Source organism: Stenotrophomonas sp. Ker107b, assembly GCF_053847245.1.
In genome coordinates this window covers 572,362-588,421 of record NZ_JBSPHX010000002.1, presented here as the reverse complement: position 1 = coordinate 588,421, position 16,060 = coordinate 572,362, and the positions used below count along the sequence as shown (strand labels likewise).

Annotated in this window: 15 protein-coding genes; 4 read left to right on the top strand and 11 right to left on the bottom strand. The window is 66.8% G+C overall.

Going from position 1 to position 16,060, the window contains the following annotated elements:
- Nucleotides 1-36: 36 nt before the first annotated feature.
- The gene (locus ACWV8V_RS12520) at nt 37-954 is read right to left on the bottom strand and encodes a bestrophin family protein (protein ID WP_259262005.1); all 918 of its coding nucleotides are present in this window, start codon (nt 952-954) and stop codon (nt 37-39) included.
- Nucleotides 955-1,088: 134 nt separating this feature from the next.
- Complete coding sequence (locus ACWV8V_RS12515; RefSeq protein ID WP_455899857.1) at nt 1,089-1,337, bottom strand: hypothetical protein; 249 nt, start codon at nt 1,335-1,337, stop codon at nt 1,089-1,091.
- Between the two features lie 181 nt (nt 1,338-1,518).
- On the opposite strand from ACWV8V_RS12515, the gene ACWV8V_RS12510 reads away from it, so the two are divergent.
- Nucleotides 1,519-1,977 carry a hypothetical protein gene (locus tag ACWV8V_RS12510; RefSeq protein ID WP_455899856.1) on the top strand — a complete coding sequence of 153 codons (459 nt, stop codon included), beginning with the start codon at nt 1,519-1,521 and terminating at the stop codon, nt 1,975-1,977.
- 83 nt (nt 1,978-2,060) lie between these two features.
- Here ACWV8V_RS12510 and ACWV8V_RS12505 read toward each other — a convergent pair whose 3' ends face one another.
- The 5 genes from ACWV8V_RS12505 to ACWV8V_RS12485 all read right to left on the bottom strand — a co-directional run bounded on the left by ACWV8V_RS12505 (nt 2,061) and on the right by ACWV8V_RS12485 (nt 8,305).
- Nucleotides 2,061-3,872 (bottom strand): DUF885 domain-containing protein, encoded by a 1,812-nt coding sequence (locus ACWV8V_RS12505; RefSeq protein ID WP_259262004.1) that lies wholly within the window; start codon nt 3,870-3,872, stop codon nt 2,061-2,063.
- An 86-nt stretch (nt 3,873-3,958) separates the two neighbouring features.
- Nucleotides 3,959-4,528 carry a hypothetical protein gene (locus ACWV8V_RS12500; protein WP_259262003.1) on the bottom strand — a complete coding sequence of 190 codons (570 nt, stop codon included), beginning with the start codon at nt 4,526-4,528 and terminating at the stop codon, nt 3,959-3,961.
- Between the two features lie 148 nt (nt 4,529-4,676).
- Entirely contained in the window at nt 4,677-5,177 is a 501-nt protein-coding gene (locus ACWV8V_RS12495) for a cytochrome c oxidase assembly factor Coa1 family protein (RefSeq protein ID WP_346463386.1), read from the bottom strand.
- Between the two features lie 39 nt (nt 5,178-5,216).
- Nucleotides 5,217-7,445, bottom strand: a complete 2,229-nt coding sequence (locus ACWV8V_RS12490; RefSeq protein WP_455899855.1) for a DPP IV N-terminal domain-containing protein — start codon at nt 7,443-7,445, stop codon at nt 5,217-5,219.
- Between the two features lie 170 nt (nt 7,446-7,615).
- Nucleotides 7,616-8,305, bottom strand: coding sequence for a glutathione binding-like protein (locus ACWV8V_RS12485; protein ID WP_455899854.1), 690 nt, complete (start codon nt 8,303-8,305; stop codon nt 7,616-7,618).
- Nucleotides 8,306-8,411: 106 nt separating this feature from the next.
- Here ACWV8V_RS12485 and ACWV8V_RS12480 point away from each other — a divergent pair, with 106 nt between their 5' ends.
- The 3 genes from ACWV8V_RS12480 (at nt 8,412) to ACWV8V_RS12470 (ending at nt 11,125) form a co-directional block, all read left to right on the top strand.
- Complete coding sequence (locus ACWV8V_RS12480; RefSeq protein ID WP_121040802.1) at nt 8,412-9,023, top strand: TIGR00645 family protein; 612 nt, start codon at nt 8,412-8,414, stop codon at nt 9,021-9,023.
- Nucleotides 9,024-9,210: 187 nt separating this feature from the next.
- Nucleotides 9,211-10,206 carry an energy transducer TonB gene (locus tag ACWV8V_RS12475; protein ID WP_259261999.1) on the top strand — a complete coding sequence of 332 codons (996 nt, stop codon included), beginning with the start codon at nt 9,211-9,213 and terminating at the stop codon, nt 10,204-10,206.
- A gap of 190 nt (nt 10,207-10,396) precedes the next feature.
- On the top strand, nt 10,397-11,125 hold the full coding sequence (locus tag ACWV8V_RS12470) for a transposase (RefSeq protein WP_455899853.1): 729 nt from the start codon (nt 10,397-10,399) through the stop codon (nt 11,123-11,125).
- 87 nt (nt 11,126-11,212) lie between these two features.
- Here ACWV8V_RS12470 and ACWV8V_RS12465 read toward each other — a convergent pair whose 3' ends face one another.
- The 4 genes from ACWV8V_RS12465 to ACWV8V_RS12450 all read right to left on the bottom strand — a co-directional run bounded on the left by ACWV8V_RS12465 (nt 11,213) and on the right by ACWV8V_RS12450 (nt 15,984).
- A complete protein-coding gene (locus tag ACWV8V_RS12465) occupies nt 11,213-12,397 on the bottom strand; it encodes an ABC transporter permease (RefSeq protein WP_121040808.1) in 1,185 nt (394 codons plus the stop codon).
- Complete coding sequence (locus tag ACWV8V_RS12460) at nt 12,394-13,140, bottom strand: ABC transporter ATP-binding protein (protein WP_259261997.1); 747 nt, start codon at nt 13,138-13,140, stop codon at nt 12,394-12,396. The genes ACWV8V_RS12465 and ACWV8V_RS12460 overlap by 4 nt, the downstream gene beginning before the upstream one ends.
- A gap of 34 nt (nt 13,141-13,174) precedes the next feature.
- Nucleotides 13,175-14,683 (bottom strand): alpha/beta hydrolase, encoded by a 1,509-nt coding sequence (locus tag ACWV8V_RS12455; protein WP_455899852.1) that lies wholly within the window; start codon nt 14,681-14,683, stop codon nt 13,175-13,177.
- A 131-nt stretch (nt 14,684-14,814) separates the two neighbouring features.
- Nucleotides 14,815-15,984 carry a diguanylate cyclase gene (locus tag ACWV8V_RS12450; protein ID WP_455899851.1) on the bottom strand — a complete coding sequence of 390 codons (1,170 nt, stop codon included), beginning with the start codon at nt 15,982-15,984 and terminating at the stop codon, nt 14,815-14,817.
- Between the last annotated feature and the right edge of the window lie 76 nt (nt 15,985-16,060).

Below are 16,060 nucleotides of genomic sequence, written 5' to 3'. Positions count from 1 at the left end.
GAACTCCGGAACGGAATGCAGGAAGGAGTGCAGGAATTACTGCAGCAGGTACTGCCGCGGTTGCAGCGGCTCGGGCAGCGGCTGGACGCCCAGGCTGTCGAGCAGATCGATTTCGACGGTGCGCACCATCGCATCCAGCGGCAGGTCGTTGGATTCCAGCCCGAACGGCTCTTCCATCTCCTCGCCGAGCTGGTCCAGGCCGAAGAACGCATACGCCAGCACGGCCGAGACCACCGGCGTTGCCCAACCCAGCGAACTGGCCAGGCCGAAGGGCAGCAGCACGCAGAACAGCCACGCGCACCGGTGCAGCAGCAGCGTGTAGGCGAACGGCAGTGGCGTGGTCAGGATGCGCTCGCAACCGGCCTGGATGCTGGACAGCGCATGCAGGCGTGTTTCGAACTGCGTGTAGAGGTACGAATCAAGCTGACCGGCGCGCAGCGCCTGGGCGAGATCGGCAGCGATCATCGCCAACAGTTGATCCGGTGCATTGAGGCGCTGGCCGAACCGCGCGCGATCGGCCTCGGGTACCCACGGCAGCGCCGCCAGCGCCATGTCGCGGCCACGCAGGCGGGCGGCCAGCGCATGCGCGAAGCCGATGCACAGCCGGCACACGCGGTCGCGCAGCGCGGGATCGTCAACCAGCAGCGCCTGGCACAGGCGGGCCAGGCTGCGTGATTCATAGATCAGCTGGCCCCACAGCTTGCGGCCTTCCCACCAGCGCTCGAAGCAGGCGTTGTTGCGGAAGCTGAGGAAGATCGACAGCACCAGGCCCAGCAGCGTGAACGGTGCTACCGACACGCGCTCGATGCCCGGCGGATGCCACAGTTCGGCCAGGGCCGCGACCGCGATCGACAGCAGCAGGATCGCCACCACCTTCGGGGCCACCGCCGGAACGATGGAGCCGCGCAGGATGTAGAGCAGTTGCCAGCCGTGGGGACGAGGACGAATGATCATCGGTGCAGGGAGAGCGCCCGGACGGGCGTGGACCGCCGGCGGAGCCGGATGCGGCAGCCGGTCATTCTACGCCGATGGCACCGGGCGGCCGTGAGCTGCGACGGTCGGTCGCACCCGGGCCACGCACGGGCCGCTCAGATGGTGCCGCCACCCAGCCCGAGCCGGACGATACCCACCACCACCACGATGCCGTTGAGCACCAGCCCGGTCCAGGCCCGGCCGCGCTTGCTGGCGTGGGTGAACAGGATGCCGATGGCGGCAATCACCGCGCCCACCGCCGCGAACGGGATCAGGAACCAGTTGCCCCAGCCCAGCAGCGGGATCAGGGCCACAATCATCCAGAGCAGCGCGACGATGCCCCACAACAGACTGATCAATCCCATGCCCGGCTCCTTGAGGTGAATGCGTGGCCCACCATAGCGGTTCCCGGCGCAGGCGCAAGCGGCAGCGAGACGCCGTTGGCGGGGGCCTCACCGGGGCGGTGCTAGGGTGGGCTGGCAGGGGTTGGGACCGATTCAGTCGCCAGCGCCGATCATCCCAGCCATCACACACAGGGGTAACGCCATGAACATCCGATGCGCTGCATTGTTGGGCCTGGCGCTGCTCAGCGCCGGCTGCGCCAGCACCTCCAAGGTCATGCTCGGCCAGGCGCGTGCCCCGGTCGATCTGGCCACGGTGCAGATCTATTCCACGCCGCCGGCAGGGTCACAGGAAATCGCCCAGCTCGAATCGGCCAGTGCGGTCGGTTTCGGCACACAGGGCCAGACCGATGCCGCGGTCATGCGGCTCAAGCGTGAGGCCGCCGCCCTCGGTGCCAACGGCGTGATCCTGATGGGCGTGGGCTCCAGCGGCTCGCCAGTCGGCATGTCCGTCGGTGCGGGCAGCTACGGCTCGCACGTGGGCGGTGGCGTTGGCATCGGCATCCCGACCACGCAGAAGCGCGCGGCCGGTGTGGCCATCTGGGTCCCGAATCCGCCGCCGGCGCCGCGCCTGCCGACGCAGACGATCACGCCGCAGCGGTAACGAAGGCCGCGGTAGACCACGACCGTTGGTCGTGGCTGCTGGGATAGCGCACCGACCAACGGTCGGTGCCTACCGCAAACGCGTCAGCGCTTGGCCGCGCTTTTGTACTTCGGCACGAACACGTCGTTCACCGCCTTGGCCAGCTGGTCCGGCGGCAGCAGGCCCTGGTCGAGCAGGAAGTTGTTGAACGCCAGCCGGTCGAAACGATCACCCAGCGCCAGCTCGGTCTGCATGCGCAGTTCCAGAATGCGGGTGTAGCCGTAGAAGTAGCTGCCGGCCTGGCCGGGCATGCGCACCATGTAGCGGTCCAGTTCCTGGGTCGCCATCGCCTTGGACAGGCCGACCTCATCGATCAGCACGCGCTCGGCATTGGCACGGTCGATCTGGCCGAGGTTGAGCATCGGGTCCAGCATCGCGCGCGCGGCCCGCAGCAGGCGGAACTGCAGCGCGATCAGCTGACCGTCCAGCGGCTCGTACGGCACCATCTCCGCTTCGGCATACAGCGCCCAGCCTTCCACGTTGACCGAATTGAAGGCGAACATCGTGCGGGCCAGCGAGATGCCGCGCTCGACCATCGCGGTGAACTGCAGTTCGTGGCCCGGGCGGCCTTCATGCGCGCTCAGCGTCCAGGCGGCCGAGCCGAAGTTGAAATCGTCGTACTGCGCGGCCTTGTCGCCGGCGGCCGGGTTGCCCAGCGGCAACACGAAGGTGCCCTGCTGCCCGGTATTGCCGACCAGCGGCGCCGGCAGGAAATGCGGTGCCGGCGAGGCGGCGCTTTCCGCCGCCGAGCCGAGGCGCATCTGCATCGGGCGCTGCGGCACATCGACGATCTTTTCCTTGCGGATGATCGGGTCGATCGCATCGATCACGCCGCGGTAGTGGTGCTCGAGCTGATCGTCGGGAATCTTGTCGCCCTTGAGCGCACGCACCACCGCCACCGGGTCGGTGCTGTCGGTGACCTTCAGGCCCTTGGCCTGCACCACCAGCGGCGCCAGCTGGCGCATCGCCGAGCGGGTTTCCATGAATTCCAGCTGGGCCCGCTGCATCAGCAGCGCCGGGGCGATGTCGATGCCCACGCGCTTGAGCTGGTAGGCATACAGCGGCTCGGGCAGGCGCGCATCGGTGCGGGCCTTGGGCAGCACCTCGCGGCGGGTCCAGTCGCGGTACTCGCGCAGCTGGCTGGCAATGGTCTGCAGCGCCTGCTCGGCGCCGGCCACCTTGTACTTGCCGAACAGCTGCTCGATGCCGGTGATGTAGGTGTCCACGTTGGCCAGCGACTGCTCGACTTCGATCTTCGTCGGCTGCAGCAGGGTCTTGTCGCCCAGGCGCTCTTCATAGCGCTGACGCGACAGCGTGGTGACCGGCTGCGTGCCCGGGGCAAGCCCGGCGTAGGCCTTCAGGCGATCCAGCGCCTTGGCGCGGCGCTCGGCGGGCACCTGGTCGGACAGCAGCAGGTTGAGGCCGCTGAACACCGTCTGCGGGGTGTCGCTCCACGGCAGCAGGTACTTCTCGTTGAGTTCGCTGCCTTCGATGTTCTGGTTGGCGGCGGCGATCATGATCGCCAGGTCCTGGCGGACGTTGGGATCGCGTTCGGTGGCGAGCTTGGCCTGCAGTTCACCGCGGGCCTTGGTCATCGCCGCGCGGTAGCGGGCACCGTTGTCGGGGCCGAAATCGGCCACCTTGTCGTCATAGCCCGGCACGCCGAAGAAGCCGGTCTCTTCCGGCTGGAACGGGCCCTGCGCATCCAGCAGGATCTGCGCCAGCTGGTTGCTGCGGGTGACCCAGGCGGGCGAAGCGGCGGGCTTGGCGGCAGCCGGGGCGGCCAACGCCGGCGGGGCCGACAGCGCGGCGGGAACGGACAGGGCCAACGCAACAGCAAGGACAAGCGGCTTCATGCAGGAACTCCAGGGCAGGATGCCTGCGACCCTACGCACTTGGCGGGTCCGGGGCAATTGGCCGGAGGTCATGGCGCAGCTGGGGGCTACTCCGCCTTATCCAGAATGAGTGGGTCCGTTGGATAGGGATCACGCACCGTGGGTGCTTCATTGGGGACCCGGCGCAGATCGATGCGCACCAGTAGATCCCCAAACAGCTGATACAGCACGTGGCCCCGTGAGAAACTGGAGATGAGGTCGCCGTTGCCCAGTTCGGCAATTTCGACAGTGCTGGACATTCCCCCAGGCCCCCGCGCGCCGATGATCGTTCCTGCCCACAGTTGCCGCGACGTGGGCGAGCGCTGTACATCATGCGTGCTGACATCCGCAACATATAGAGGAACATCTTCCGGCTCTCTGACGACCAAGGACGTGCGCTCGATAATGAACACGTCGTCGAACAGATCGACCTGGATCCGATCAGACGCCAGTGCTTTGCGATCCACCTTGATCCGCCGCACCCAGTCATACATTCCGCCCGCATAGCGCTTACGCGCCTCCAGCCCGGGATCCCACCCATCAGTGGGAACGTCGATGAACGGTAGCGCCGCCCAAGTTGTTGGCGCCAGAAACACACCACATAACACAGCCATCAAGCCACTCAGGATTCGTTCCACCGGCCCACCTCGCCTTCAGCATTGCCCCAAATGGGCAGCTGCATCGAGACTAAAGACCGCGGGTGCGTGGAACCCAGCGTGGCATCACGGTATCAACGAAAACAGCAGTGATTGCGAATCCAGAAGGCAGCAACGTCAGCCTCGCCTCTCAAAGACTGAGCGACGGCGGACACTCGCCCTTGGCCCGGCACTCGGCCAGCGCGCAGCGCTCGGCGGCCTCGGCATCATCCAGCGCGGTCAGATCGATGGCGTCGTTGGCATCGGTGACCACATACAGCATCGGGTAGTCCCAGTGCTCGCCACTACGCTTGGCATTGAGGAACAGGCGGCCCTTCCCTTGTGGACCGCTCACCCCGATCACGAACTGGCTCTGCCCGTTGGAATGCATCGACCCCGCGGGCAGGTAGCCATCGCGCAGGGGCTCACCCAGCGCTTCAACCAGCTCGACGTTGCAGCGCGCGCGGCGCATGGCCTCCTGGTAGGGCGTGCTGGATTTGCTCCAGTACGCCCACTGGGACAGCGCGAACCACACCGCGCCCGCTGCCGCCGCCATGCCGACCACCACCGCCACTGGCATGGCCCAGCGCCAGTGACGGCGCCACCAACCGGTGCGCACGGTGGTACCAGGAAGTGCGGGCGGCAATGTCATCGGCAAACTCCTTGTCAGGCCGGTGGCAGCAACGGCGGATCAGGGCGCCAGGCAGCGCCCCAGGAAGTCCTCGGCCAAGCGGTAGCGGTGCAGCGCGTTGCTGCCCGACAGGCCGTGCTTGGCACCGGGATAGGTCATCAGTTCAAACGGCTGGCCGCGCTTCTGCAACGCGCTCATCAACACGGTGGAGTTGGTGAACAGCACGTTGTCATCGGCCATGCCGTGGATCAGCAGCAGCCGCGAGCGCAGGCCGTCGATATGCGCCAGCACACGCGCTTCCTCGTAGCCCTTCGGGTTGTTGCCCGGCAGGTTCATGTAGCGCTCGGTGTAGTGGGTGTCATACAGGCCCCAATCGGTCACCGGTGCACCGGCCACGCCGCAGGCATAGCTGTCAGAGGCCTTGGCCAGCAGCATCAGGGTCATGTAGCCGCCGTTGGACCAGCCCTGCACACCGATGCGCGCCGGATCAACCCAGGCCTGCTGCTTCAGCCAGGCCACGCCGCGCAGCTGGTCAGCCACTTCCACCGTGCCCTGCACGCCGTACAGCGCACCGCCGAAATCACGGCCGCGACGCGGCGTGCCGCGGTTGTCCAGCGAAAACACCACGTAGCCCTGCTGGGCCAGGTACTGGTTGAACAGGTGATCGCCACGGCCGGGCCAGCTGTTGGTGACCGTCTGCGAGGCCGGGCCGCCGTAGACGTACACCGCCACCGGGTAGCGCTTGGCCGGATCGAAACCGGTCGGCTTGATCAGGCTGTAATGCAGCTCGGTCTTGCCGTCGGCGGCGGTCAGGGTGCCGAACTCGACCGGGCGCTGCGCATCGAGATAGCGCGCGTACGGATGCGCCGGGTCGTCCAGATTGTTCTCGACCAAGGTCGCGATCTTCTCGCCGTTGGCACGGTGCAGCGCGATCTGCGGCGGCGTGGTGGTGTTGGACCAGCTGTCCACGTAGACGCTGGCGTTGCGCGCGAAGCTGGCGGTGTGCATGCCCGGGGCCTGCGACAGGCGCTGCGGCACCCCACCCTGCAGCGACACGGCGTACAGCTGGCTTTCGCGCGGGCTGTCCATGCCGGCGCGGAAGTAGACCTTGCCAGCGTCTTCGTCCACGGCCAGCAGTTCGTCCACCGGCCAATGGCCGGCGGTCAGCGCGGTGACGGTCTTGCCGTCATCGGAGATGCGGTACAGGTGCTCGAAACCACTGCGCTCGGACGACCACACAAAACCACCCTGCTTGAGGAAGCGCAGGCTGTTGTGCAGTGGCACCCAGGTCGGCGAGGTCTCGGTCACCAGCGTGCGCTGCTGGCCGCTGGCCAGTTCGGTCTGGATCAGTTCGAGCGTCTTCTGGTCGCGCGACTGGCGCTGGAAGGTCAGGTGCTTCGGGTCGCGCCAATCGACGCGGGCCAGGTAGATATCGGGGTTGCGGCCCAGGTCGATCCAGCGCGGCGTGGCGTTCCGGCGCGGCGCGATCACGGCCAGCTTCACGGTGACGTTGTGATCGCCGGCGGCCGGGTAGCGCTGCTCGATCATCTCGGTGCGGTCGGCATACATCTCGTAGCGCTTCTGCACCGGCACCGGCGATTCGTCGATGCGGGCGAAGGCGATCGCCGAGTCATCCGGCGCCCACCAGTAGCCGGTGTGGCGATCCATTTCCTCATCGGCGACGAACTCGGCCACGCCGTTGCCGATGGTGTCGCTGCCATCGCCGGTGAGCTGGATCTGCTGGCCACTGGCCAGATCGATCACCCACAGGTTGCGGGCGCGCACGAAGCTGACGAAGCCGCCCTTCGGGGAGAGCTTGGCATCGGTGGCGAAGCCTTCACCGCGGGTGAGCTGGCGCACCGCGGCCTTGCCCTGCTTGCTCAGGTCGTACAGGTACAGCTCGCCGCCGAGCGGGAACAGCAGGGTGCGCGCATCCGGCGACCACTGGTAATCAACGATGCCGGTCATCGCGGCGATGCGCTGGCGCTCGCGGCGGGCCTTCTCGGCGTCGCTCAGGGTTTCCGTGCCGGGCAGCACCACCTTGGAATCCACCAGCAGATGGGTCTGGCCGCTGGCGATGTCGTACGCCCACAGGTCCAGCTGGTTGCGGTCCGCATCCTTGCCGCGCAGGAAGCTGACCTGCGAACCGTCCGGGGCCACCTTGGGTTTCATCAGGGTCGGGCCGGACAACGGCAGCGGGCCGGTGATGGCATCCAGGGTCAATTTTTCAGCGTGGGCGATCGAGGTCGAGGCGAGCATCAGGGCGAGCGAAGCAAACAGGTGGCGCATGGAGGGTTCCGGCAGCGTCTGGGCAGTCCCCGGCCAGGAAAACGGCACGGGGAACGCTTCATCCTAACCAAAACCGCTCCGATCGTGCCGGGGATGGCGGGTATCCTGCCGCGCCAAGCCTGCCGGAAAGCCGGCCAGCGGCCGGCACGACCGGGCAAACGACCACCGCGTCAGCGCTGGCCGAACAGGTGCTTGCGCTCTTCCTCGCTGAGCGGCTTGCCGGCCTCCGGATTCACCTTCTCGCGCAGGGCATACGCGCGCTGGGTGGCCGGACGGGCGGCGATCGCGTCATGCCAGCGCTTGAGGTTCGGGAAGGCGTCAAAGTCCACCGGGAGCGTGTCGTAGGCCCCGATCCACGGGTAGCTGGCCATGTCGGCGATGCTGTAGTCATCGCCGCCGAGGTAGGCACTTTGCGCCAGGCGCTTGTCCATCACCCCGTGCAGCCGGCGCACTTCGTTGTTGTAGCGCTCGATCGCATAGGGAATCTTTTCGGGCGCGTAGACGTTGAAATGGCCCATCTGCCCGCTCATCGGGCCGAGCCCGGCCATCTGCCAGAACAGCCATTCCAGTACCGCCACGCGGCCGCGGGTGTCGGCCGGCAGGAAGCGGCCGGTCTTCTCGGCCAGGTACAGCAGGATCGCGCCGGACTCGAACACGCTTTGCGGGGCGCCGCCGTCGGTGGGCGGGTGGTCGACCAGCGCCGGCATCTTGTTGTTGGGTGAGATCGCCAGGAAGGCGGGCGTGAACTGGTCCCCGGCGCCGATGTTCACCGGCTGGATCCGGTACGGCAGCCCGGTTTCCTCCAGCATCAGCGTGACTTTGTGGCCATTGGGGGTAGGCCAGTAGTACAGATCGATCATGGCGAGGGCTCGCGAAGAGAGAATCCCGAGTCTAGTCCGTCACTCGGCTTGGCAGGGTCAAGCCGGACCGTTACGCTGCGCCGTCCCCGCAACGCAGCATTCCAGCATGAGCTCGACCTCGAAATCCCCGAACGCCCTGTCCACCCTCATCTTCGCCTCGCGCTGGCTGCAGGTGCCCCTGTACCTCGGCCTGATCCTGGCCCAGGGCGTCTATGTGTTCCTGTTCGGCAAGGAACTGTGGCACCTGCTGCACCAGGCAAACCAGATGGGCGAGCAGGAAATCATGCTGCTGGTGCTGGGCCTGATCGACGTGGTGATGATCTCCAACCTGCTGGTGATGGTGATCGTCGGGGGTTATGAAACCTTCGTCTCGCGTCTGCGCCTGGAAGGTCATCCGGACCAGCCGGAGTGGCTGAGCCACGTCAACGCCAGCGTGTTGAAGGTGAAGCTGGCGCTGTCGATCATCGGCATCTCCTCGATCCACCTGCTCAAGACCTTCATTGGTGCCGGCAACCTGGGCGCCCTGCCCGCCTGCAACAGCGAGGCGTACCTGAAGGCCGTCGCCGCCGTGGGCGATGTCATCAAGTGCTCCACGATGACCTCCGACGGTGTGATGTGGCAGACCATCATCCATGGCGCCTTCATCCTCTCGGCGATCGGCATCGCCTACACCGACAAGCTGATGAGCGGCACGCCAAGCAAGGCACTGTCTCACTGAGGCTTGCACGGCAGCGGCGGCATCGGTGAGGATGCCCCCTGCCCTGGCCGCCTGGCCCCCGGGCCGGGCGGGGTGATGCTAGATTGCACACCTGCGGGTCCGCCGTGGACGTCGGGAAACGTCCATGGCCTTCGGTCGGCCTGACCGCATCAGGCCCTACGTATCGTCGTCTTCAAAGGGGAGTTGGATGTCGCACGTCAAGACTCATGGCCCGGCGCGGCTGTTCGCGCCGATGATCCTGCTGGTGGCCCTGTCCGCCTGCTCGGGCAAGGACGAGACCGCACCGGCGACGCCGGCGGCCCCTGTGGCCCCCACTGCTGCCCCGGCCGCACCGGCGGTGTCGGCCAAGGTCCAGTCGATGGGCACCGAGGAACTGCGCGAGCTGGCCAGCAAGGCCCTGCGCGAGAACCGCATGTACGCCCCGGCCGGCGACAATGCCATCGAGTATTACCTGGCGCTGCGTGACAAGACCCCGGATGACGCCTCGGTCAAGAGCGCGCTGACCGATCTGCTGCCCTACACCCTGATCGCCGCCGAACAGAACCTGGGCCGCGAGGACTTCGGAGAGACCCAGCGGCTGGTCGCGCTGATCGAAAAGGTCGACCCGACCGCCCCGGCGCTGCCGCGTCTGAAGCAGGGCATCAGCGGCAGCATGCAGACCGCCCTCAAGCGCACCCAGGAAGAGACCGACAAGGTCAAGAAGGACGCCGAGACCCGCGCCAAGCAGCTGGTCGAACAGCAGCGCCTGGCTCAGCAACAGACCACCGAAGCCGAGGCCGCACGCCAGATCGCCGCGCAGCAGGAAGCCGCGCGCCGTGATACGCAGGATGCCGAGCGCCAGGCCACCGCCCGTCGCGAGGCCGAACAGCGCCAGCAGCAGGCGGCTGCCCAGCAGGCTGCGGCCACCCGCCAGGCCGCCGTCGCACCCAGCCTGCGCCCGGTCAGCACGCCCGCTCCACGCTACCCGGCCGACGCCCTGCGGTCGGGCACCTCGGGCGAAGTACTGGTCGAACTCACGGTCGGCACCGACGGCTCGGTAACCGCCGCCCGTGTGCTGCGCGCCACCCCGGCCCGCGTGTTCGATCGCGAAGCACTCAACGCGGTCAAGCGCTGGAAGTTCGAGCCGGTCGGTGCACCGGTCACGACGCGCCGTACGCTTGCCTTCGCGCCTGAAGGCGGCTGATCGCGGCGTAACGTTGGATGACGAAAGGCCCGGAGCGATCCGGGCCTTTTCTTTAACGGGGACGGGGGTGGTTAATAACGGGGACGGAGGTAGTTAAGCGCGCTTCTCTTACGGCTGCGTGCACCACAGGCCTAGCTCTTTTCCCTGCGTGGGTCTGCAAGGTAACGGTTCGCCATCAACGTTGCCGACCATGCCCCGTTCCGCTCGCTTGGTTCTCCCCGGCATTCCGCTTCACGTCATACAACGTGGGGTCAATCGCGCTGCACTGTTCATCGACGATGAAGACCGGCGTCACTACCTGCGCCTGTTGCGCAATGCCTGCCGCAAGCAGGCGGTTGCCATTCACGCGTTCGTGCTGATGGGCAACCACGTCCATCTTCTGATCACACCGTCTACAGCGGAGGGGCTGGCCCCAGCCATGCGGCAGTGTGGGCAGAACTACGTGCAGTACTTCAACAAGCGACATGTGCGGAGCGGTACGTTGCTGGAGGGCCGGTTCAAATCGTGCCTGGTGGATTCCGATGGTTACCTGATGATGGTGCATCGATACATCGAGCTGAATCCGGTACGGGCCGCGATGGTGGCGTTTCCAGAAGAATATCGATGGTCCAGCGTTCGGGTGTACCTCGGCCTTGAGCACAACCCGATGCTGACACCACATCCCTGTTACACCCTCCTGGGCCCTACGCCGGAAGCGCGTGCGAATGCGTACAGCGAATGGCTGCGGGCCAGCATTCAACCAGACGAACGAGAGCGGATCGTGATCTACGTCGCGCAGGAGCGCGCGTTGGGCAGCCCGCGCTTCCAAGACATGGTTGGGCGGGCATTGCAGAGGTCCGTGGTCTGCAGGCCTGCGGGAAGACCGGTCAAGGAGACGGGCGACCAGCAGACCATCGGTCAGCGCCCCGGAACCGCCTGACACCACCGAATTAACTACCTCCGTCCCTGTTATTAACTACCTCCGTCCCCGTTAAGAAGAAGGGCCCCTTGCGGAGCCCTTCGTGCATCAACCCGAAATCGCCAACCGCTCCTGGTGGTAGCGACGCACCGCCGCATACCAGAACAGCGCCGCCAGCCCGAAGCCCGCGCCGAGGTAGACCGCCCACATCTGCGGGCTGATCGCTTCGTGGCGGATGATCTTGAGCAGCATCTGGTTCTGCGCCAGGAACGGCACCGCGAACTGCCACAGCTCACTCTTGATCGGGTACACCATCAGCGCATACCCCGGCAGCATCGGCAGCAGCATCAGCCAGGTCATGTGGCTCTGGGCTTCTTTCATGCTCTTGGCGGCCGCCGAGAGGAAGGTCAGCAGCGAGGTGCCGATGAACAGCATCGGCAACATGATCAGCAGCATCTGCAGCATCGGCAGGAAGCCCATGTTGAGCTGCCGGCCTACCCCGCCGGAAGAGAGCTGCGCGCTGATCTTGAAGGCCGCCAAGGTCAGCAACAGCGACGCCACACCGACAGCGCAGGCCGCAGCGATCTTGCCGCTGACGATCGCACTGCGCGGTGCCGGAGTGGCGAGCAGCGGCTCCAGCGATTGCCGCTCACGTTCGCCGGCCGTGGTATCCATCACCAGGTAGGCGCCGCCCAGGAACGAGGTGATGGTCAGCAGGATCGGCAACAGCACCGACAGCATCATCCCGCGCTTGGCTTCGGCGGTCGCCAGGTCCTGCGCGGCAACGTCCAGCGGTCGCGCCACCTGCGCATCGATGCCACGGGCAAGAAGGCGCAGCGCACCGACCTGCTGGCTGTAGCCGCCCAGTGCCGCTTCCAGGCGGCTGCTGGGAATATCGGCAGCGCGGCGGGTGCTGTCCTTGATGATCTCGACCAGCGCCGGGCGGCCGTCGGCCCAGTCCTTGCCGAAGTCCGGGCTGATGCGCAGCGCCACATCGATCCGCTGGCTGCGGATCGCCTCGGTGAGGTCTTTCGGTGCCTCGGTCGCATTCAGACCCTGCGATGCCAGAAAACGCACCAGATTGGGGGCATGCTCGCCGCCGATCATCGGAATTTCCAGCGGCTGCTCGATCTGCGTTTTCACCCGGCTTTCGGCCAGTTTGCTCATGCCCAGGATCAATACCGGGTACAGCAACGGCCCCAGCAGCAGCGTCAGCGCGAGCGTGCGACGGTCACGGGAGAGATCGCGCAGTTCCTTGCGCATCACGGTCAACAGCGTGGCGAACGAACTCATGCGTGCAATCCTTCTTCAGTCCCGATCGCCTTGACGAAGGCATCTTCCAGGTTGCTCTCCCCGGTCTGTGCGCGCAGCTCATCGGCGCTGCCGGCGGCCATCACCGTGCCCTGCGCGATGATCACCACGTGGTCACACAGCGCCGCCACCTCCTGCATGATGTGGCTGGAGAAGATCACGCAGCGGCCTTCGTCGCGGAGCCCGCGCAGGAACCCGCGCAGCGCGCGCGTGGTCATCACGTCCAGCCCGTTGGTGGGCTCATCCAGGATCACATTGCGCGGGTCGTGCACCAGCGCGCGGGCGATCGCGGTCTTGGTGCGCTGGCCCTGCGAGAAACCTTCGGTCTGACGGTCGAGGATGTCATCCATCTCCAGCGCCGTGGCCAACACCTTGGTGCGCTCACGGATCCGCGCCGCGCTCAGGCCGTGCAGCTGGCCGAAGTAGGCGATGTTCTCGCGCGCGGTCAGGCGCTTGTAAACCCCGCGCGCGTCCGGCAGGACCGCCAACTGGCGACGCACTGCGACCGGGTCCACCGCCGCGTCGATGCCATCGACCAGCACGCGGCCCTGATCAGGTTTCATCAGCGTGTACAGCATGCGCATGGTGGTGGTCTTGCCGGCACCATTGGGACCGAGCAGGCCGGTGATGCGGCCGTCTTCGGCCTGAAAGCCCACGTTCTGGACGGCCTGGATCAGGCCGGTCTTGGTCTTGAAAGCTTTATGCAGGTTCTCGGCGACGATCATGCGCGCCTCTCCCCGGTGCGGTACGAAGTACGGTTCATGGGGCCCATCCGTTGAACGAGGTGAATGCCGGCACCGGGCTGAGGGTATCCAGGCAGGTGGCGTCGAGCGACTTGGCGTCGGCCGTGTCGATGAACTGCCCGAGGATGCGCGGCATGCAGCCGGCGTTGATCGTGCCGTGGCCCTGCCCCTTGGCGAGCAGGTGACGGCCGTTGGGCAGCTGCTTGACCACCTGCTCGGCGTAGCGCGGCGGTGTGACCGGATCGAACTGGCCCGACAGCAGCAGCACCGGCAGCGTCGAGGCGAACGGCGCGGTGAAATCCTTTGGTCGCGAACCGGCGTTCCAGGCCGGGCACGCGGCGAAGAACATGCGCGCCACTTCCGGGCCGAGCACGCGGTCGCCCTGCGCACCTTCCTGGTAGCGATCAGCATCTTCGGCGCACAGCACCGACCACTGCATGCCCCGGTTCATCTGCACGCCGAGGGTGCGGCTGGCCATCTTGCTCAGCGACATCAGCGGCGCATAACGGCCCTGTGCAGCTTCATCCAGCATGACCGGCAGCAGCGAGGACAGCTCGGGCATGTACGAGAACATGAACGCCAGGGCGGTGACCGAATCGGCGGTCAGTACGCCATGCTCTGCCTGACCGGTGCCCGGGTTGCGGTAGTCGACCTCGACCGGCGCCTTGGCCAGGGTCGCCATGACGTTGCGCAGCTGCGTGCGGGTATCCACCGGGAAGCGCTTGGCGCAGATCGGATCCTGGCGGCACTGCGCCGACTGCAGGCTGATCGCATCTTCGAAGGTGTTGGCGAAGTCACCGCCAACCACCAGATCGTTCGGCACCACCCCATCGATCACCACCGTGCGGGTGTGCTGCGGGTAGCGCGCGGCGTACTGCTGTGCCACGCGGGTGCCGTAGGAGCCCCCGACCAGGTTGACCTTGTCCACGCCCAGCGCCTTGCGCACCGCATCCAGATCACCGATGGCCTCGGTGGTGGTGTAGAAGCGGGTATCGGCGCGGCCGGTCAGCGACTGCGCGCACTGGCGGGCGTAGTCCTCGATCAGCGTGCTGCTCGGCGCCGCATTCTCGTCCAGCGGCAGTTCCTTGCCCTGTGCATCCAGGCAGCTCAGCGGATTGGACTTGCCGGTACCGCGCTGATCGATCAGGAAGATGTCGCGCTGCTTGCGCACGTCGCGCAGCGCCATGTTGATCGGCGCGGCGACCTCGGTTGCGGCCTGGCCCGGGCCACCGGCGAGGAAGAAGACGGGATCGCCTTTACCCGCGCCATCATTGCCGGCGCCCAGCCAGGCGATGTTCAAGCCGATCTTGCGACCGTCCGGTGCCGCCGGGTTCTCCGGCACCTGCAGCGTGGTGCATTGGGCTTCGACATTCGCGCTGGCCTGCGCGCTGGTCAGGGTGCAGGGCTGGAATGCCAGCGTCCCGTAGAGGCGCTCTGCCGCTTTGGGCGTCGCCTCCGGGGCAGCCTGGCAGGCAGCCAGCAGCAGGACTGCTGCGCTGGCCAAGGGACGGCAGGGAAGTCGCATGGTCGATCTCGTCCTGGAGTGAAGGGTCTCAGCATGCCATGACGACCGGGCGGCGCGGATGTGACTACACGCGTTGAGGCCGCCCTTGCGCCCGGTGCACGAAGATCTTCCTGTGGACCCGCCGAGCGGCGTCAGTCCACCAGGATCGCCGCTGCGCTGATGGTGCGGTCGCGGCCCTCGGCTTTGGCACGGTACAACGCGGTATCGGCGTCGGCGAGCAGGCGTGCGATGTCGTCACGGCCCGCATCGATGGCGAGGCCGATGCTGGCCGTGACCGGCACCAGCAGGCTCTCCACGCGGGCCGGTGATTCGCGCAGCGAACGCCGGATCCGGTCCGCACACTGCAGTGCCTGCGCGGCATCGGCTCCGGGCAACACCACAACAAACTCCTCGCCGCCATAGCGCCCGAGCAGGTGCTCGCGGTCGGCCACGCAGCCGGCCAGCACGTCGGCCACATGCCGTAGCACCGCATCGCCGGCCAGATGCCCCCAGCGATCGTTGATCTGCTTGAAGTGGTCCACGTCCAGCAGCAGCAGGGCCAGCGGCCGCGGCGTGCGGCGCACCGCCTGCAACAGGTTCGCGCCATCAGCGAGCACGGCACCGCGGTTGAGCAGGCCGGTCAATACGTCGGTGCGCGCCAGCCGCTGCAGATCGACCAGCATCCGTTCCACCAGCAGCAGCACCAAGGCGAAACAACGGGCCAGCTCCAGGATCAGGCCGGCCAGATACGTGGCGAATACCGGCGAACCGGCGCGCATGATGTCCTCGCCCGCATCCGGCGCCACCGGCAGGAACAGGCGTACCAGGTACAACAGGGCCTGCGCGGCGAACACCGCCGCTGCCAGCCGGCAGCTGGTGCGCTGGGCAGGCGGCGCGTGGCGCAGCAGCAACCACGCCATCCAGGCGTTGAGCAGCACCGCGAATACACTGAACGCATTCAGCCGGATGACCAGGCTGGGATGGACCACCAGGAAAAAGGCGATGGCGCCGAGATAGGTGGCGGCCAATGCCAGCGGCTCCCACCCGGGCAGCCGGCGGCCCAGATGGCGCGCCACGCCATACAGCATGAGGAGACCGGAAAGCGCGACGGCGAGGTTGCCGACGAGGATGCCCGCAACCTGCGGCAGATGGGGCCGCAGCGCCACCAGCGTCAGGCTGACCGAGAGCATCCACAGGCTGGCCGTCCACAGCCGCAGTGCCGGTTGCCGCCGCAGTACCAGCAGCAGCAGTGAAAAGCCCATGGCGATGCCCAGGCACAGCAGGAAGCCGAGCACGGCGATGGTGGGGAAATCCAGGGGCATCGGGTCAGCCAGGCGGAAGCGGCGCGCGGCGCATCTTACCTCCCGCCGCGCGCCGATGCCGCTGGCGGCCCTGCCC